The organism is Methanoculleus nereidis (assembly GCF_032944295.1).
Lineage (GTDB): Archaea > Halobacteriota > Methanomicrobia > Methanomicrobiales > Methanoculleaceae > Methanoculleus > Methanoculleus nereidis.
Genome location: NZ_JABFFQ010000004.1, coordinates 126,960 through 143,653 on the forward strand (window position 1 = coordinate 126,960; position 16,694 = coordinate 143,653).

The 16,694-nt window shown below is 62.3% G+C and carries 18 protein-coding genes; 7 read left to right on the forward strand and 11 right to left on the reverse strand.

Annotation, left to right across the window (positions count from 1 at the left end):
• Positions 1-400: 400 nt before the first annotated feature.
• The 5 genes from HL657_RS07115 to larB form a co-directional block, all read right to left on the reverse strand.
• The gene (locus HL657_RS07115; RefSeq protein ID WP_317296129.1) at positions 401-1,738 is read right to left on the reverse strand and encodes an MATE family efflux transporter; all 1,338 of its coding nucleotides are present in this window, start codon (positions 1,736-1,738) and stop codon (positions 401-403) included.
• Positions 1,735-2,571, reverse strand: coding sequence for a hypothetical protein (locus tag HL657_RS07120; protein WP_317296130.1), 837 nt, complete (start codon positions 2,569-2,571; stop codon positions 1,735-1,737). The genes HL657_RS07115 and HL657_RS07120 overlap by 4 nt, the downstream gene beginning before the upstream one ends.
• Positions 2,572-2,784: 213 nt before the next feature.
• Positions 2,785-4,071, reverse strand: coding sequence for a hypothetical protein (locus tag HL657_RS07125; protein ID WP_317296131.1), 1,287 nt, complete (start codon positions 4,069-4,071; stop codon positions 2,785-2,787).
• 51 nt (positions 4,072-4,122) lie between these two features.
• Positions 4,123-4,629, reverse strand: a complete 507-nt coding sequence (locus HL657_RS07130; protein ID WP_317296132.1) for a nicotinamide-nucleotide adenylyltransferase — start codon at positions 4,627-4,629, stop codon at positions 4,123-4,125.
• On the reverse strand, positions 4,626-5,402 hold the full coding sequence (gene larB / locus HL657_RS07135) for a nickel pincer cofactor biosynthesis protein LarB (RefSeq protein WP_317296133.1): 777 nt from the start codon (positions 5,400-5,402) through the stop codon (positions 4,626-4,628). Before larB ends, HL657_RS07130 begins: the two co-directional genes overlap by 4 nt.
• A 47-nt stretch (positions 5,403-5,449) precedes the next feature.
• On the opposite strand from larB, the gene HL657_RS07140 reads away from it, so the two are divergent.
• The 4 genes from HL657_RS07140 to HL657_RS07155 are packed head-to-tail and all read left to right on the forward strand — an operon-like array spanning position 5,450 to position 9,901.
• The gene (locus tag HL657_RS07140; protein WP_317296134.1) at positions 5,450-5,782 is read left to right on the forward strand and encodes an ABC transporter permease; all 333 of its coding nucleotides are present in this window, start codon (positions 5,450-5,452) and stop codon (positions 5,780-5,782) included.
• A gap of 16 nt (positions 5,783-5,798) precedes the next feature.
• Positions 5,799-7,031 carry a histidine--tRNA ligase gene (hisS, locus tag HL657_RS07145; protein WP_317296135.1) on the forward strand — a complete coding sequence of 411 codons (1,233 nt, stop codon included), beginning with the start codon at positions 5,799-5,801 and terminating at the stop codon, positions 7,029-7,031.
• On the forward strand, positions 7,018-8,820 hold the full coding sequence (locus tag HL657_RS07150; protein WP_317296136.1) for a DNA topoisomerase VI subunit B: 1,803 nt from the start codon (positions 7,018-7,020) through the stop codon (positions 8,818-8,820). Before hisS ends, HL657_RS07150 begins: the two co-directional genes overlap by 14 nt.
• Positions 8,813-9,901 (forward strand): DNA topoisomerase IV subunit A, encoded by a 1,089-nt coding sequence (locus HL657_RS07155; RefSeq protein WP_317296137.1) that lies wholly within the window; start codon positions 8,813-8,815, stop codon positions 9,899-9,901. Before HL657_RS07150 ends, HL657_RS07155 begins: the two co-directional genes overlap by 8 nt.
• 13 nt (positions 9,902-9,914) lie before the next feature.
• Here HL657_RS07155 and ruvB read toward each other — a convergent pair whose 3' ends face one another.
• From ruvB to HL657_RS07175, 4 genes are all read right to left on the reverse strand, one after another.
• Positions 9,915-10,904: a Holliday junction branch migration DNA helicase RuvB gene (gene ruvB, locus HL657_RS07160; RefSeq protein ID WP_317296138.1), complete on the reverse strand. Its 990-nt coding sequence runs from the start codon at positions 10,902-10,904 to the stop codon at positions 9,915-9,917.
• Positions 10,901-11,497: a Holliday junction branch migration protein RuvA gene (gene ruvA / locus HL657_RS07165; RefSeq protein WP_317296139.1), complete on the reverse strand. Its 597-nt coding sequence runs from the start codon at positions 11,495-11,497 to the stop codon at positions 10,901-10,903. The genes ruvB and ruvA overlap by 4 nt, the downstream gene beginning before the upstream one ends.
• The gene (gene ruvC / locus HL657_RS07170; protein ID WP_317296140.1) at positions 11,494-11,970 is read right to left on the reverse strand and encodes a crossover junction endodeoxyribonuclease RuvC; all 477 of its coding nucleotides are present in this window, start codon (positions 11,968-11,970) and stop codon (positions 11,494-11,496) included. Before ruvC ends, ruvA begins: the two co-directional genes overlap by 4 nt.
• Before the next feature lie 65 nt (positions 11,971-12,035).
• Complete coding sequence (locus HL657_RS07175; protein ID WP_317296141.1) at positions 12,036-13,676, reverse strand: DUF6398 domain-containing protein; 1,641 nt, start codon at positions 13,674-13,676, stop codon at positions 12,036-12,038.
• A gap of 706 nt (positions 13,677-14,382) precedes the next feature.
• On the opposite strand from HL657_RS07175, the gene HL657_RS07180 reads away from it, so the two are divergent.
• From HL657_RS07180 to hepT, 3 genes are read left to right on the forward strand one after another with little or no spacing between them, the layout of a single operon-like run.
• A complete protein-coding gene (locus HL657_RS07180; protein ID WP_317296142.1) occupies positions 14,383-14,691 on the forward strand; it encodes a hypothetical protein in 309 nt (102 codons plus the stop codon).
• A 41-nt stretch (positions 14,692-14,732) separates the two neighbouring features.
• Positions 14,733-14,912 (forward strand): hypothetical protein, encoded by a 180-nt coding sequence (locus tag HL657_RS07185; RefSeq protein ID WP_317296143.1) that lies wholly within the window; start codon positions 14,733-14,735, stop codon positions 14,910-14,912.
• The gene (gene hepT / locus HL657_RS07190; protein WP_317296144.1) at positions 14,909-15,355 is read left to right on the forward strand and encodes a type VII toxin-antitoxin system HepT family RNase toxin; all 447 of its coding nucleotides are present in this window, start codon (positions 14,909-14,911) and stop codon (positions 15,353-15,355) included. The genes HL657_RS07185 and hepT overlap by 4 nt, the downstream gene beginning before the upstream one ends.
• Before the next feature lie 7 nt (positions 15,356-15,362).
• On the opposite strand, the gene HL657_RS07195 is transcribed toward hepT, so the two are convergent.
• Together HL657_RS07195 and HL657_RS07200 are read right to left on the reverse strand one after the other, a co-directional pair.
• Positions 15,363-16,031 (reverse strand): cyclase family protein, encoded by a 669-nt coding sequence (locus tag HL657_RS07195; RefSeq protein ID WP_317296145.1) that lies wholly within the window; start codon positions 16,029-16,031, stop codon positions 15,363-15,365.
• Positions 16,004-16,678: an HAD family hydrolase gene (locus HL657_RS07200; protein WP_317296146.1), complete on the reverse strand. Its 675-nt coding sequence runs from the start codon at positions 16,676-16,678 to the stop codon at positions 16,004-16,006. The genes HL657_RS07195 and HL657_RS07200 overlap by 28 nt, the downstream gene beginning before the upstream one ends.
• Between the last annotated feature and the right edge of the window lie 16 nt (positions 16,679-16,694).

Genomic DNA, 16,694 nt, shown 5'->3' on the forward strand with positions numbered 1-16,694 from the left:
CCTCCCCCGCCCCCAGGGGGGCGGGGGCAGTGCGTGGCGATATGCGACTGGCCGAAGGGCAGGAGCTTGAGCGCCGTTAGGCACGGGGGCAGGAGCAGAAGAAGACCGAGGGTCTTGGACTTGCGATAGACAGAACGTCCGGAGCACGAGCGCCGAAGAACGATTTTCCTTCAGGATGCGACGGTTCGTCAGAATCGGGGTTGGAGAAACCCAGAAGGGTTTCGGGAACAGAGTTTGAGCGCCGGAGGTGCGAAGGTGCGTAGTCCAGTGGAAACCCGTGCACGGGACTTAGACGTCTTGAATTGCGGCTAGCCGAAGATGCGACGGGCGAGGGCATCCAGATATTGAGTACCGAAGGTGCGAGTCACTTAACCTTGCAGTACTCCTAGGAGACGCCTGTCTATATTACCGTCCTCTTCCAGCCCCCGTGCCGGTACATCGTGAAGAGTATGCCCGTCTGCAGGACGACCCCACAGATCACCGCGAGCCAGACCCCGGCGATCCCGATCCCGAGCAGACCCGGGAGGATGCAGGCGAGCGGGACCTGGAAAAGGACCATGGAGAAGAACGTGGCGTACATGGGCTTCTTCGTGTCCCCCGCTCCGTTGAGCGCGAACCCGAGGATGATCGCGACGGCGAGGAGGACGTAGAACGGTGCGACCGTCTGCAGGTAGGAGACGCCGATCTCCGTGCTCGCACCGCTCGGGTCGAAGACCTCGACGATCGCGGGCGCGGCGAGGTAGAAGACCGCTCCCATGAGCGCCATGAACCCGCCGTTCATGAGCGCGGAGAGCCTCACACCCGCCTCCGCCCGTTCGGGTTTCTTCGCGCCGAGGTTCTGGCCGACGATCACGGCGGTTGCGGTCGCGATCCCGAACCCCGGCATGAGCGCGACGAGTTCCAGTCGGCCGACAATGCCATAGGCGGAGAGAGCCGCGGTCCCGAAGACCGCCACGATCGCCATCATCGCAAGGAACGTCACGCTTCTGAGCCCGGACTGAACGGAGTTCGGGACGGCGACCCGGATCAGCCTCCACGCGAGCGGGAACTCGAACTTCGTCCGGAGCGAGAAGGGGATCGGTGACCTTCCCGAGAGCAGGAGAGCAAACGCTATGGCGAACGCCACGCTCCGGGATATGATGGTGGCGTAGGCCGCCCCGGCGACACCGCAGGCGGGAACTGCCCCGTAGCCGAAGATCAGGAGCGGATCGAGGGCGATGTTGAGGATATTCGCGAGAACCACGAGGAGCATCGGCGTCGTGGCGTCGCCGCAACTCTGAAACGTTGAGTTGATCACCCAGAGCTCGACCAGCGTCACGCTGCCGGTAAAGAGGACCGTCAGGTATGAAGCCCCAAGCAGTGCAACGTTCGGTTCGGCGCCGAGGAGAAGGAGCATATCCTCGGCGTAGAGGATACCCACGACACTGAGGATCAGCGAGAACACGAGCCCGAGGATGAGGGTGTGCGAGACGCCCTTCGCCACCATATCGTAATTCTTCGCCCCGTAGTAGCGCGAGACGAAGGCGGTGTTCGCGGTGACGATGCCGATGATGACCGTCATAAGCACCATGACGATGGAGGTGCTCATGGCGACACCCGCGATAGCCTCCGACCCAAGCCGGCCGACGAAGAAAAGGTCGACCAGCTCGAGGCCGCTCTGCAGCACGTTTCCGGCGACGATCGGCGCCGCTATCGTTAGGAGACCCCGGAAGAGGTCGCCCTCGGTCAGTTCGCTCATGCAGCCAGTTTTTCTTTATACGATTCCAGGATCTGGATGATGAACCGCTGGTGTTCCTCCAGCGCCTGTTCGTCATTGGGGGAGGTCTCGATCCCGACGGCGTAGAGCAGAATCAGCGCGTTGTCGAGGTCGAGCACGGTGGGGTCCTCGATCTGGTCCGGGCGAAGCTGGATTGCGAGATCGCCGTAGTCCTCCTCCGTGAAGACATGCTCCGGGTTCGCCGTCACCCGGGACTCAGCGAAGCCGGCGGTGCGCTCCCGGAGGATCAGGAGCGCGCGCTCCAGGGTTCCGGGGCGCGGGGTGATCGTATCGAGTCGGGCAAGCGCTTCCGTGCTCTTCTCTATTGCGTTCGCATAAAGCCCGAACTTATACGTCAGCAGGGACTGCGCGACCAGATGCCCGGTCTCCTCGTCGATAACGGCGAGAAGCGGCTCAATCCGGTCAATGTATTCGTTTAACAGCTGCTTCATAGTTTTCTCCTGTAGTTTCGGCGCATTAAACATTTTTTCTACCCGAACCGCAAGGAAGGTGATCGTTGCCGCGAAGATCGTCTGCACGAGTACGCCACCCGAACTGATCTCATTTGGTATGACCAGGATGAGAACCGCGAAAAGCGGCGTGAAGAGCGAGACGAGATCCCGCCGGGGTTTTTGGTAGGCCTGGTAGCAGAGGATGCACGAGGCGATCACGCATCCTGCGACACCTGCCCAGATGGCATAGGGAAAGCCGACGGATGCGAGCAGCAGCTCAATCCCGATTCCCAAAAACGAGACCGCAGGAACCGCTATCCAGAGGCGTGACTCTGTTCCAGATGTTGTGGTGTTATTCGTCATCGACCGTCCTTGTAACATAATTATCCGCAAGGGGTAAACAGGGTTTCCCTTCGCACTCTTTGAGTGCTCAAGCTCCGGTTCTACGAACCGTCGCACTTCGCACCTGCGGGGTTCGAACTCCGGTTCTACGAACCGTCGCACTTCGAAGCCTAGCGGCTTCTCATGCTCCAGACGTTCCGTTCGTCGCATCGGCCAGGATCGGCGCCTCGCCGATCAGGGGGACAGAAGATCGGGTATGTCGACCTCCACATCCCGGCCGGCGAGAGCAGCCGTGCGTGATCGGAGGTTTTCGCTTTCGGTAGCATACGCAGTCTGCAGCGTCTCCCGCTGGCTCTCCGCCCGGGCCTTCGCGGCAGCCTTTGCCCCGGACTCCCGGCGCAGCCCCGGGAGCGCGGCCGTGAGACGCTGTTCCTCGACCACGCCCGGGAGCGCGGCCAGACTCTCCTGCTCTGCTGCCCGCATCATCCGAACGTCCCGCTGCTGTTCCAGCGCCCGCTCCATCGCGGCAGGCAGGGTCTCGGTGTCGGAGAAGAGGCGGACTTCGTCCTGGTTCTTGAGGGCGAGTTCCTCCCGTCGGATCATGGCGAGAACGACCGGCATAACCGCTTCTGTCGGGCCGATCGGGTCTTTTCCGTCGCCCGTATACGCATCGATCGTCCGGTCGATTGACGCGGCCGCTGCGCTGTCCCCCGTCTTTTCGGCCACCTTCCCGGCCTTCCGCAAGACATGAACGGCAGTGGTTCGAAGGGTTGCAATCTCCCGTCCGCCCTCCTCGCCCGTGGCATCAAGTTCATGGATTTTTCCCTCGATCTCCTGCTTGCGGGCATAGTCCGGGTGCTGTTTGAGGGCAGCGAGATCCTCTTCCGTCTTGTGGATCTCACTCTCCGCCTCCGCGAGCGCCGTCTCATATTCCCGGACCTGACCGTCGGCGGCGGCATACTCCTCACGGATCCGGGAGAGGGTTGCATGCGACTTCCGGACATCTTCCACCTGCCTGCGGCCGTCACGCGCCCGGGCGAGGGGCTCGTTCATCGTGTTGACTTCTCGCCCCAGATCTTTGACGGCTACGCGCACCTCCTTCATTTCATCTGGGTAAAAGGAGGAGAGGTACTTCCCCTGCCCTTTCAGCGCCTTGAGCGAGCCCTTCAGGATCTCGGCGGCGGTTGCGTAGAAGGTCTCCGGGTCGCCGGAAGGCTCGCGGGAGAGGATCTGGGTCATTGACTTCGTGAACTGGGGAAGTGCCTTTCTGGAGATATCCTGGAGCCGGGGGTGGACCTCCTCATCGCCTTCGGCCGTCTTCATACGGGCGACCGCCTCCCTGAGGTGATCGAGGATGCCGTGGATTGCCTCCCGGGGCGGTGCCGTCGCATCGGAGAGCTCTTTCTCAATTCCCTCCTCGTGAGCATCGAGCCATCCTGGGAGGTCATCAAAGGAGAGTTCCAGGCTCTCTTCAGCAGCAGGATCGGTTCGTCGAAAGAGATCTCGCAGTTGTTTAAACATTATCCACCCCGGTGTACCCGATGTTAGTCGCCTCTATCATGATCTCATCCCTTAATCGCTTTTTGCAATCCGCTGCAGCCGTTCCACGCCGTGGATCTCCCGGATAACGTCCACCACGGCCGGGGGGACCAGGTGTTCCCAGGGCTCGCCGTCAAGCATCCGCTGCCGGATGGCGGTGCCGGAGTAGATCGGCCGCTCGTGCATATCGGGTGACTGGACGGTTATCCCGGCCTCTGTGAAGAGCTGAATGACGAGCGGATTACTAGAGTAGACCCTATCGAACGGCGGGGTCATTGCCCGGACGTGGGCGGCCCAGAGAGCGTTGCGCTGGATGTCCTCGATGGGGATGACGTAGAACGGGCAGTCGAGGTCTTCAAGCGACCGGGTGAGCATCAGCACCCGTTCTCCTGCCGTGAAGGGGTTCGTCACCGTGTGGGAGATCTGGGCGCTACCCACCCCGATAACGATCTCGTCGGCAAAGCAGGCTATTCTCTCCAGCACCGACTGGTGTCCGTTGTGGTAGGGCTGGAACCGCCCGACGTAGAACCCCCGGCTCATTCTCGCCTCCCCCCGTGCGCGACCTGCGCGGCAAACGCACCGGCCGTGAACCCGGCGTCGATGTTCACCACCGCGAGCACCGAACACGACTGGAGCATGCTCGCAAGCGCCGCCTCGCCGCCGCCCATGTAGCCGTAGCCGGTGCTCACGGGAACACCGATCACCGGCCGGTCGACGAGCCCCGCGACGATGGCAGGAAGCGTCCCCTCCCGGCCGGCGGCCACGATGAAGACGTCAGCCGGAATCAGGTCTTTCAGCGCCGAGAAGAGACGGTGGATCCCCGCCACCCCGACGTCGTACGCGGTCCTGACCTCGCACCCCATCTCCTCGGCGATCAGCCTCGCCTCCTCGGCAACGGGGATGTCGGACGTCCCTGCGGTGAGGATGGCGACGGTCCCGCCCCGGGGTGGGACAGGCTCATCCCCCGTCGAGAGGATGACCGCCCGTGCCGCCTCCCGATGCTCCATCCGGACGTCCGGCGGCAGCCGGGCACGCAGGGCGTCGAGGTGCTCCGGCGAGAGCCTCGTCGCGACACACCTTCCGGCAGCCTTCACCTGCGCGAGCATGATCTCTGCAAACGCCTCCGGCTCCTTACCCTCGGCGAGCACCACCTCGGGCATCCCGCAGCGCACGCTCCGCCCGGCATCGATCCGGGCCATGCCGTCGAGAACCTCGATGCGGAGCCCTTCGAGCGCGCCCGCCGCCTCGTCCTCAGATACCTCGCCGTTACGATACATCCGGAGGATGTCCCTGATGGTGGCATTCGGCAGCATAGTTCGATAACAAAAATAGGGGTGGAAGTATAATATTACTTCATCTCATGTCCTATCTTGCCTACGTCGCAGGGTTCGGCGTTGCCGTCACCGCTTTCCTGTGGCTCCGGGACCTGCGGATATTCTACCGTACAGGTCTTCCCGGCTACCGGAAGGCGGCATACCTCGGGGTTCCCTTCACGGCGCTTGCCCTGCTGGGCTTTTTCGTGACCGCATACGCCGAAGCGTGGGAGTACCTCGGCCTCGGGCTGGTTCTCCTGGCTCTCTACCTCCAGGGGCGGGTCGAGAGGGAGAACGTCTGGCACGGCGAGAGCGCCCGCGAGCGGTTCTTCGGCAGTGCGGAGCGCACAAAAGATAAGGGTTCACGCAAGAGACTTTAGTTCAGGAGAATACCGAATGCTTCAGAAACCACGAGGAACACGGGACTTTTTACCCGACGAGATGGAACGGCGGCGGCTGATCGAGCAGCGGATGCGGGACGCGGCCCGGCGGTGGGGATACCGGGAGGTCTGCACGCCCGACTTCGAGCACCTCGAACTCTTCACGATGAAGTCCGGCGAAGGGATCATCCAGGAGATGTACGTCTTCGAGGACAAGGGCGGGAGAAAGATGACGCTCCGGCCGGAGGTGACCGCAGCAGTCCTCCGGATGTACGTCAACGAGGGCAAGGTGCTCCCGAAACCCATCCGCTGGTACTACTTCGCCGACTGTTTCCGCTACGAACGGCCGCAGAAAGGCCGTTACCGGCAGTTCTGGCAGTTCGGCGTCGAACTGATCGGGGCGGACACGGCGAGCGCCGATGCCGAGGTGATCATGCTCGCCGACGATACCCTCCGGTCGACCGGGGTCACCTTCGACCTCCACGTCGGCCACCTCGCGCCGATGAAGCATCTCCTCTCCGATCTCGATCCTGGCGACCAGCGGGCGATCATGGCGTACCTCGACAAGCACGACCAGAAAGGGCTCGAGGCAGCGCTTGTCGAGAAGAACCTCACCCACCTTGCAGAGCCCCTTGCGGCGCTCGGAGAGTGCCGCACCGTCTCCGAGGTCTTTGAGATCGCCGGCGACGTCCCGGAGCGCGCGCGGATCGAGGAGACGTTCTCGCTCCTCGATTCTCTGGAGATCGACTACCGGCCCGACTTCGGGATAGCCCGGGGGCTCGACTACTACACCGGGATGGTCTTTGAGGGGTTCGCGAAGAACCTCGGCGCGGAGAACCAGATCCTCGGCGGCGGCACCTACCGCCTCGCCCACCTCTTCGGCGGCGACGACGTGGCATCCTGCGGGTTCGCTATCGGCTTTGACCGGGTCATGGTCTCGATCGGGGACTTCGAACTCGCGCACGAACCCGTTGTCGGCGTCGTCTGCACGCCCGACTCACGGGCGCGGGCGCTCGAGGTCGCCCGGGCCTTCCGGGAGGCAGGAGTCCGGGCCGAGGCCGACCTGATGCAGCGGGGGATGGGCGCCCAACTCTCCCACGCCGCAAAGACGGCCGACTTCGCCGTGGTTCTCGGGAAACGCGAGGTCGAGGCGGGCACGGTGACCCTCAAGAACCTTCACTCCGGCGAGCAGCAGGAGAGGAGCCTTGAGGACGCCATCGCTGAGGTAGCACGGCATGGTGCTTGCTGAAGACCTCGCCAAACAACAGCGGAGCATCAGCGTCGCGGAGTTCTTCGAGAAGAACAAGCACCTGCTCGGTTTCGATTCCCCGACGCGGGGCATCATCACCACCATCAAGGAAGCGGTGGACAACGCGCTCGACGCCTGCGAGGAGGTGGAGGTGCTCCCCGACATCTTCGTCGGGATCAAAAAGGTCGACGCCGAGGTCTACCGGATAACCGTCGAGGACAACGGCCCCGGCATCGTGCCGGAGAACGTCCCCCTGGTCTTCGGAAAGCTCCTCTACGGGTCCCGGTTCCACCAGATCCGGCAGAGCCGCGGGCAGCAGGGTATCGGGATATCGGCGGCGGTGCTCTACGCGCAGCTCACCACCGGCATCCCGACGCTGGTCGTCTCGCGGACGGGGGCAAAGGCGAGAGCGCACCGGTTTGAGCTGATGATCAAGACCGAGACCAACGAGCCGGAGATCATCAGCCACGAGGAGATCGACTGGGACCGGACACATGGGACACGGATCGAGATCCAGTTCAAGAGCACCCTTGCCGCGAAGAAGCGGCTGGTGGACTATCTCCGCCTCACGGCGATCGTCAACCCGCACGCCCGGATAACAGCCGATATCGATGGCGAGGTGACGACGTTCGAGCGGGTATCGAATGAGGTTCCGCCGTGCCCGAAACCCATCCTCCCCCACCCCCACGGGATCGAGTTCGGGGCATTGAAGAGGATCGCGGCCGCGAACACCGGGACCGTCGAGGAGTTCCTCATCGGCAGTTTTTCCAGGGTCGGGAAGAAGACCGCGGACGAGATGATCGGGCTCGCCAACCTCAAACCGACCCGGAAGGTGAACAAACTCGAATCGGACGAACTCAAACGCCTCCTCGACGCCATGCAGGCCGTGAAGGTTCCGGCCCCGCCGGCGCAGCAGTGCCTCTCCCCCATCGGCGAGGACCTGATCTGCAAGGGGCTCGAGAAGGAGATCCAGCTCGACTTCATCAAGGCCCGCACCCGCCCGAGCGCGGTCTACGGCGGGCACTCGTTCATCATCGAGGCGGCGATCGGCTACGGCGGCAAGGTTCCCCCCGAGGGCACCGCCCAGCTCTTCCGGTTCGCAAACCGCGTCCCGCTCCTCTACCAGCAGGGCGCCTGCGCGATCACGAGCTGTGCCTCGCAGGTGAACTGGAAAAGTTACGGCCTCTCGCAGCAGGGCCTTCCCATGGGCCCGGTGCTCGTCATGGTCCACGTGGCATCCACGAACGTTCCCTTCACGAGCGAGAGCAAGGACGCGGTCGCGTCCATCCCGGAGATCGAGCGGGAGGTCGTCCTCGTCCTCCAGGAACTCGGCCGGGAGCTCAAGACCTACCTCTACCGGCGGGACAAGAAGAAGCAGCAGGACGACCGTGCCCGGGCGATATGCTCGATCATCCCCGAGATCGCCATAAAAGTGAGCGAGATCGTGGAACAACCCCTGGTGGACACCTCCCCGATCGAGGGAAAGATCATGCGCAAGGTCGTCGCGAAGAAGCGGACGGTCGACGGGAAAGTCTGTATCGACGTGAACAACTACACCGCGAAGGAAGTCACCCTCGTCCTCTACAACCTCTCCCGTGATGCGGCGGAAGACGCGGTGCCCCGGCCGGATTTCGTGGACAGTATGGACGGGGAGTACAACAAGGTCTGGCGGCGCACGCTCGACGCCGGTGAGGCCTGGCAGATCGCCTACACGGGATCGGGCGACGGTTCGGTCGATCTGCGCGGTGTGGAGGACGGCAGGAAAGTGGTGGTGGATCTCGATGTCTAGGGAAGAGATGGATGCGCTGGCAAAGGAGCGGCTCGTCGGTATCGCCCGCACCTGGTACGACCAGATGCGGGACGGCATCGTGCCGTTCATCCGGCTGCCGACGCGGACGAAGCGGAATATCGCGTACGACGACGAAAGCGAGGTCTGGAAGTACGGCGAGCGGGAGAGCACCCGGGCGGCGACGAACGAAAAAGGAGCGGTCCATCTCCTGAAGATGGCCTACCTCATCGGGTTTTTGAAGCAGCAGCTCGTGGAGAACCGGTCGTCGACCCTGAGAGAGTTGTATTACATCTCAGAAGGCTGGAAGAAGGCGAAGTTCGGTGCTCAGGATGAGAGCAACCATCTCATCGAAGACCTCGAGATCATCACCGAGGTGCAGCGGGAGGCGTTTCACCTCCGGCCGGAGGAGGACGGGGCCTCGGTCTTCGGGCCGTTGCGGATCCGGGAGACCACCCGCCGGGGCGTCAAGGAGATGCACTGCCAGGAGGATGTCGGGGAGGCTGGCTACCCCATCCCGAACAACGTCGATAACCTCGAATTCGTCGATCACGACGCGAAGTTCGTCATCGCCATCGAGACCGGCGGTATGTACGCCCGTCTGATGGAGAACGGGTTCGACGAAGAGTACGGGGCGGTTCTGGTCCACCTCAAGGGGCAGCCGGCGCGCTCGACGCGGAGAGTCCTGCGCAAGCTCAACGACTCGCTCGGTCTTCCCGTCGTGGTCTTCACCGACGGCGACCCCTGGTCCTACCGGATCTACGCGAGCGTCGCCTACGGCTCGATCAAGAGCGCGCATATGTCGGAACTCCTCGCGACCCCTCAGGCGCAGTTCATCGGGGTGCAGCCCTCCGACATCTCCGACTACAACCTCCCGGCCGACCACCTCACCGAGCAGGACGTCAACGCCTTAAAAGCGGAGCTGACCGATCCGAGGTTTGCAACCGACTACTGGAGGAACCAGATCAACCTGCAGCTCGAGATGAAGCTGAAGTCGGAACAGCAGGCGTTCGCAAGCCGGGGACTCGACTTCGTGACGAAGGAGTACCTACCGACGCGGTTGTCGGAGATGGGGATTATCTGAGGGGGTTCCGGTGCTACCGGTCGCCTTCGAGGTGACGCAGGGCCGCCCCGGTCGTCTCCCGCCCCTGGGGTGTGCGCTTTATAAACCCGATCTGGATCAGGTACGGCTCGTATACCTCCTCAACGGTTCGCACCTCCTCACCGACCGAGATGGCAATCGTCCTGACGCCAACCGGCCCGCCATCGAAGTCGTCTGCAATAACCGATAGAATTCGACGATCGAGGTCGTCAAGGCCCAGGTGGTCGATGCCGAGCATGGTCAGGGCGCGGTCGGCCGTCTCAGCGTCGATGCGGCCGTCCCCCCGGACCATGGCGAAGTCCCGCACCCGGCGGAGCAGCCGGTTTGCGATCCGGGGCGTTCCGCGGCTCCGCTTTGCGATCTCGGCCGCTCCTTCCGGAGTGATCGAGGTCTGCATGATCCGGGCGCTCCGCTCCACGATCCTGACCAGGTCGGGAACCTCGTAGAGGTTGAGGCGGAAGATGAAGCCGAACCGGTCACGGAGGGGAGAACCAAGCAACCCGACCTTTGTCGTGGCGCCGATGAGGGTGAACTTCTCCAGAGGGAGCTGGACCGAGCGTGCACCCGGCCCTTCGCCGATCATCACGTCGATGCAGGAATCCTCCATCGCCGGGTAGAGGATCTCCTCGACCACCGGGTTGAGGCGATGGATCTCGTCGATGAAGAGAACGTCGCCGTGGGAGAGGGCGGTCAGCTGGGCGGCAAGGTCGCCGGGCCGCTCCAGCACCGGTCCGGTGGTGCTCCTGATCCCGGCTCCCATCTCGCGCGCGATGATCTGGGCGAGCGTCGTCTTCCCGAGGCCGGGGGGGCCGGAGAAGAGGACATGATCGAGAGACTCGCCGCGTTTTTTTGCGGCGGCGATGGCGATGGCGAGAGCCTCTTTGATCTGCGGCTGGCCCACGAACTCGTCGAAGCGCGCCGGCCGGATTGCCGCATCGTCGGGTTCGTCGCTGAGGGGTGAGGGCGAGGGGATGCGTTCGTTCATGGTGACCGGCGCTCCCGAAGATGTGCAAGAGCAGCGCGGATCAGGTCCTGCACGCCCGGATCAGGCAGACCGGGCAGGACGGCGTCAACCGCCCCCGCTGCCTCCTGTTGTGAGAAACCAAGCGATACGAGGGCGCTCGCGGCGTCGCAGGCTTCGGCCGGGCGTCTGCCGACGGCGAGGGTATCCGCATGCTTCTTCATCTTCTCCTTCAACTCAAGAATCAGACGTTTGGCGCCCTTCTTCCCGATCCCCGGGATCCGGGTGAGTGTCTTCTCGTCCTCATCAAGGATTGCAACGGCAAAGTCCTCGAGTGACATCCCGGAGAGGATGTTCATGGCGATCTGGGGGCCGATGCTGGAGACCCCGATCAGGATCGTGAAGAGTTCCAGTTCGCGCTGATGGAGAAAGCCAAAGAGTTTGATGTCGTCGTCGCGGACCACCATGTGGGTGTGGACCGTGACGCGGCCCTGCGCCTGCCTGAGGGTCTCCAGCGCCGGCCCGGTCACCTGCACCCGGTAGCCGACGCCGCCGATATCGATCACCACCCACCGGTCGCCGGTGGACGTCACGTCTCCCGAGAGTTGTGCTATCATCGTAGTTGCACCATATTGATGTGGCAGAGGGCGATGGCGAGACCGTCGGCGGCGTCGTCCGGCCGGGGCACCTCGTCCAGCCTGAGGAGCCGGCGCATCATCTCCTGCACCTGATGTTTGTCGGCGCGCCCCGACCCGGTGACCGCCTGTTTGACCTGGTTGGGGGTATACTCGGCAACCGGGATCCCGTGTTGTGCCGCGGCGAGGAGGAGGACGCCGCGTGCCTCGCTGACCTGCATCGCCGAGGTGGTGTTCCTGGAGAAGAAGAGCCGCTCCAGAACGACCCATGCGGGATCATATTCGTCGAAGAGATCGGAGATCCTTGCATGGACCTCAAGCAGCCGCTCCGGGGGACTGCAGTCGCCGCCGGTCTCGATGCAACCGAAAGTCAGCGGCACCGGAGATCTGCCGCCGGTGCTGAGGACGCCGTAGCCGGTTCTTGCCAGCCCGGGGTCGATACCAATGACGATCATGGGTAAATCCGGTTTCTGTCCACTAAGGTATCGGTTCTTCTGGTTGATACCTTTTGTTGACGGCGCTATCGGCCGGAGAGGAGTTTTTTCAGCACCTTCGCTTTATTCTGGATCGATGATCGCTCAAAGCCAAAGAAAAAGCCGATATCCTGCGTAAGGGAAGAACCGCCTCTTCCCGACCGGATCAGGTTCGCTTCCCGGCAGGCTACATACACGATCGCCGCACTCCAGAGAACCACGTCTCCCCGTGAGAGCGGTGCGGCCGGATGGTCGAAGATATCCCTGATGATCTCCCTGCAACGATCCAGGATGGTGTCGTCCTCAAACCGATTGCAGAAATCCGTGCACTGGACGAGGATCGTGGCGGCGCGCAGGTCGTCGGCGCCCGATTTCAGGAGTTCGTCCGCGAGCAGGCTGGAGAGTTCTTTCTGGACTTCTTCGCTGTCCGGGTCCATCCCGGCCATCCGGACGATCTCTCTCATCGTGAAATTGAAGAACGCATCCATGTCGTTCGTGTCGATGCCCGCTTCCTGTGCTTTCACCAGGATGCGCCTGAAGAGAGCCAGGCTCTTCTCCGGGCTCGTGGCTGCTTTCTGAAAGGCGGGTTCCGATTCTTCGAGGGCGGCAATGAGCCCGGAAGCGTTTGTGAGGCGGCCGGATGCCTCCATGTGTGTCAGGAACCGGCAGAGGATCGGGACGGCGTTCTCTGGCCAGTCTTCCGGGAAGACCGGGTTTTGCGACAGTTCATCGACCAGGCACCTCTGCACGGACAGGGCACCCCATGCATCGATCGTCAATCCGTAGAGGGCATGCATAAAGGTACAGAAGGCCATGACGCTCTCCCCGGCCATACAGGCGGCCTCTTCACCGTATGCTGCCTTCTCCGCCTCAACAAACGCATCGATATCAGGCCCGATATCCTGGATGACGGCAGCAATCGAGGTTTCTATCTCGATTTCGTCATCAAACGCGATCTCGTCCAGAGCATCATCCAGTTCATCAGGAACGATCTCGTCCGCGCTCCATCCCGGAGGATACCAGGGAAGTGCAGCGGCCGGGTCCTCGGCATAGCCGCAGACGCCGCTTCTCGGGGAGTTGGCAATGATGCCCACATATTCAGGATCGCAACCGGCTGATGCGAGACATTCGCGGCAGTAATAACGCGGGATCTCCCCGTCAGGATCGTCCAGAGCAAATCCGGCCTCGCCGCCGCAGAGGTCGCAGGGGATGACCGGCCGGTCGTTCCGTGCGATCAGACCGAGCAGAGCGTTCAGCGGGGCAACGGGTGTCTCCCCGATCACCTTCAGGTCCAGCGATGTGGTGGAACCGAAGTCGTAATCATAGGAAAACATGCTGCCCGGCGAAACGAGATGCGAAAGGGGGGCGTTCATGGCGTCCGTGGAGCACTCGGCATCCGATTCGTAGATGACTCCCTCTATCTCAAAGGAACTGAGATGCCCGCAACACTCCACCCACACGTCGCGGATCAGCTGGTCGAGGTCTCTAAGCCGTGCGTCGTGTCGTGCGAGAACTACCAGCCAGTAATTCTTGTTGTCCCGCCCCCGTATCATGATGAGGAGGGAGGGCTTCTTTCCGGTGGGCCAGCCCGACGCCTGAAGGCATTCCATGCCGTGTTTCAGGGCCTTTTGTTTTGTCACGGGAGCCCTGCAGAGCAGGCAGGTACCGGGTGAGACCTTCGGTGTCATTCACCAGAAGGTATGACTGCCATGAAATAATGAATGATCGTGGCCTGCTTGCCTTCTCCGGGAACGCGATCCGGACGCCCCTCTGCATGCCCGGACTACCGGACCATTTCACCTGATTCTGCGGGTTTGGCGGGCCGGGTGCCAGCCGCACGCGAAGGGGTGGTGCGGGGATAGCAATCCTGTGTTCTTCGCGGCAGCGCAACCTTCTGCGCGAGGCCGTATCCCGCTCGCTAAAGGGTTAGTTCACGCGAAAAACAGCGTATGTCCCTCCTCTTTGCGTCCTCATGCTCTTCGCCTGATGCGGCTGTAGCGTAATGGTAGAGAGACTCGTGCGCTGTTGCGGCGGTCGCGAAGAGGTATGGGTAATGTTAGACGAAGCGGTTGAGGTCATCCCAAAAAGATCTCCGAACCTTCGGTATATCCTAATCGGATCCCTTACTTCTCAGGTATCCGCCATCTGAGCTTCATCCTGAGCCAGGAGGATGAAACGGCTTTCCATTGGATATCGCCACTCGGGGGAGGGGGCGGGAGGGGGTGTCCCCCTCCCGGTAACAGCGTTTTGGGACAACTTCGTTCACAACGGATCTTCCGGCGCCTGTACCCTGCATGACCGCTCCGGCGGCTTCGTCAACCACCCCCTTTTCGTTGAGATTACTTTCGCCCCGCCCGGCACACCTTAACGCCTGGCCGGGGCGATAGCACGTCAATGCTACGGATCAGGATTGTGATCGATAGGGTTCGGAAGGATGGGCTTGTTTTCGCCTCGGATTACTCGGACTGCGATCATTCAATGGAGGGCTTCAGGAAGGTCATGTTCCGGGCGAAAGAGGGCCCCCTCAAAACCGGAGCGGTATACTCTCTTCAGTATGAGACGGAGGATATTCTCAAACCCTTCACGCGAAGAAGCCGGAATGGGAAAACAATCTATAGTTATCCCCACAGGTTCTACCACAAAGTCACAAACGTCACTCTTGTATCAACTGATCCCGACCCGGACCTCCTGCTGGACCTCTGACCTCCCCAAAGATTGCGAATCCCCGCGCACGACTAATCTTCATGCCGGAGGGGGCGCCCGTTGAGTTCCAGTATGAGGTGGTGAAGACCGGCCGTCTTCTTGTCTCCCGGGATGAGGACACGCGCATCGCTTTTGAGGCCGGCGTGATAGCGCAGTTCCTCGATCTGGAATATCTCTACGATACGATTGACAGAGCTCTCCTCGCCAGGGTGGAAGAATGAGGCTGATCCATCATATGTGGGAACTGGAGGAGGCTCTGAGGGACCGGGAGCGGTATCAACGCATCCCCAAGGAGCAGTTCCTGCAGGACCGGGATACGCAGAATATGATCCACCATGCCATGCTGCTATCCATTCCAGCCGGCAATCGACATAGCGACCAATGTGATTGCAGAGGAGGGGTTGAGAAGCCTCTCACATACCGGGAGACATTCGAGGTTCTCGCTGGTGAGGGGGTTATCCCTGAACCTCTTGCAAGGGATCTCTCAAACCTGGCAGGATTCCGAAATTTGCTCGTCCATGTTTATTGGGATCCGGATCTCAAGCAGGTGTATGCGATCCTGCAGCACGATCTTGCCGTCCTCCGGGCGTTCTCTGGTATCATGAAGGAGCACGTTTCAGAGAGCGATTCCGCCGAACAAGATGGATTCTTTTCAGAGCGCTAGCACCCCCTCACCCGAACTCCGCGAGCGCCACCACCGGCACCCCCTCCAGGTCATCAAAGACCATCGGGTAGACCCGCAGGGTCCAGGGCTCTTCGAGCAGCCTGCCATACGAGAGGTCCACATCCTCGAGCAGGAAGATGTGCGGCGATCCGCAGAGGAACGCACGATGGGCCTCTGCACCCTCCTCCGGTTCTTCCGGGACGGCGATGGATATGACGTCGATCCCGAACAGCCTGAGGCCCGGGTTCTCCATGCGGAGGAAGCCCGCAACCTCGTGGTGCACCCATGGATGCTCTCTCGCGTAGGCATCCGGGTCGCTCTCCCGGACCCGGCCGCTCCCGGTCCTGATGAAAAGCGCGCGTGACGTTCGGATCGCGTCGAGGTGGTCGAGGAGGTCGTAGATCCGGATCGGTTCCGTCCCGGTCTTCGGGATCGCGATGCACCGCGCGGGCTCAAAAACCGCCTCCGGGGCGAGGAGACCCCTGACCAGTCCTCCGCCCGGGCAGAAGTGCCGGGGGAGGTCTATATGCGTCCCGGCGTGGCTGGAGAAGGTTATCAGGCTCTTTTCCTCCGCGTCGCCCTTCTCAAAGGACTTTGTGCGGGTGATCGTGAGCGGTTCCGTTCCGGGGTAGAGGGGCGCCGCCCGGTTCAGGGGGTACGAGATCGGGATGAGCATATGTTCCCCCGTAGGTACTCCCGGAGTTCATGAAGGTTCTCCACGATCTCCTCCACCCCCGGCCGGCCGATAAACCGGTTCGGGTCGCCGGGCGGAATCCGCGCGACGAACCGGACGCCGGTCGCGCGGGCTGCGTCCCAATCGTTCGGGGCGTCGCCGACGAAGAGGGCCTCATCCGGCAGCGCGCCGGTCTCAGCGAGGATCTCCCTGATGCACTCGGCCTTCGTCTTCGGCGAGCCGTAGACCCGGACGAAGAATCCGGTAAGATCCCGGCGGCGGGCGATCTCCTGCATCTCCCCCTCCGGGGTCGCGGAGACGATATAGAGCGGGAGCCGCCGGGAGCAGTCCCGGAGGAGTTCTTCTGCGCCCGCGACGTAGGGTACGGTGAGCATGGCTTCAAAGATCAGCCCGACGTACTCGCCCGCGAGCCGCTCCTCCTGCTCGGGAGAGAGGTCTTCGTGGAGGATGTTTGCGTAGATGTGGCGGAACTTGTCGTACCGGGACATCCCGCCGTTCTCGAGGTGGAAGGCGATGATTTCGTCGAGGTGTTCGGGGGCGAAGGAGAAGATCCTTTTGAACGCGGCGGTCTTTAAGGGGAGGGATTCAACGATGACGCCGTCGAAGTCGAGGATGAGGGTGGTGAGCATGATAGTTATCTCATCG

Coding starts and splice junctions, on each gene's coding strand:
- HL657_RS07115 (WP_317296129.1), bottom strand. CDS start 1,738: ATGAGCGAACTGACCGAGGGCGACCTCTTCCGGGGTCTCCTAACGATA.
- HL657_RS07120 (WP_317296130.1), bottom strand. CDS start 2,571: ATGACGAATAACACCACAACATCTGGAACAGAGTCACGCCTCTGGATA.
- HL657_RS07125 (WP_317296131.1), bottom strand. CDS start 4,071: ATGTTTAAACAACTGCGAGATCTCTTTCGACGAACCGATCCTGCTGCT.
- HL657_RS07130 (WP_317296132.1), bottom strand. CDS start 4,629: ATGAGCCGGGGGTTCTACGTCGGGCGGTTCCAGCCCTACCACAACGGA.
- larB (WP_317296133.1), bottom strand. CDS start 5,402: ATGCTGCCGAATGCCACCATCAGGGACATCCTCCGGATGTATCGTAAC.
- HL657_RS07140 (WP_317296134.1), top strand. CDS start 5,450: ATGTCCTATCTTGCCTACGTCGCAGGGTTCGGCGTTGCCGTCACCGCT.
- hisS (WP_317296135.1), top strand. CDS start 5,799: ATGCTTCAGAAACCACGAGGAACACGGGACTTTTTACCCGACGAGATG.
- HL657_RS07150 (WP_317296136.1), top strand. CDS start 7,018: ATGGTGCTTGCTGAAGACCTCGCCAAACAACAGCGGAGCATCAGCGTC.
- HL657_RS07155 (WP_317296137.1), top strand. CDS start 8,813: ATGTCTAGGGAAGAGATGGATGCGCTGGCAAAGGAGCGGCTCGTCGGT.
- ruvB (WP_317296138.1), bottom strand. CDS start 10,904: ATGAACGAACGCATCCCCTCGCCCTCACCCCTCAGCGACGAACCCGAC.
- ruvA (WP_317296139.1), bottom strand. CDS start 11,497: ATGATAGCACAACTCTCGGGAGACGTGACGTCCACCGGCGACCGGTGG.
- ruvC (WP_317296140.1), bottom strand. CDS start 11,970: ATGATCGTCATTGGTATCGACCCCGGGCTGGCAAGAACCGGCTACGGC.
- HL657_RS07175 (WP_317296141.1), bottom strand. CDS start 13,676: ATGACACCGAAGGTCTCACCCGGTACCTGCCTGCTCTGCAGGGCTCCC.
- HL657_RS07180 (WP_317296142.1), top strand. CDS start 14,383: ATGCTACGGATCAGGATTGTGATCGATAGGGTTCGGAAGGATGGGCTT.
- HL657_RS07185 (WP_317296143.1), top strand. CDS start 14,733: ATGCCGGAGGGGGCGCCCGTTGAGTTCCAGTATGAGGTGGTGAAGACC.
- hepT (WP_317296144.1), top strand. CDS start 14,909: ATGAGGCTGATCCATCATATGTGGGAACTGGAGGAGGCTCTGAGGGAC.
- HL657_RS07195 (WP_317296145.1), bottom strand. CDS start 16,031: ATGCTCATCCCGATCTCGTACCCCCTGAACCGGGCGGCGCCCCTCTAC.
- HL657_RS07200 (WP_317296146.1), bottom strand. CDS start 16,678: ATGCTCACCACCCTCATCCTCGACTTCGACGGCGTCATCGTTGAATCC.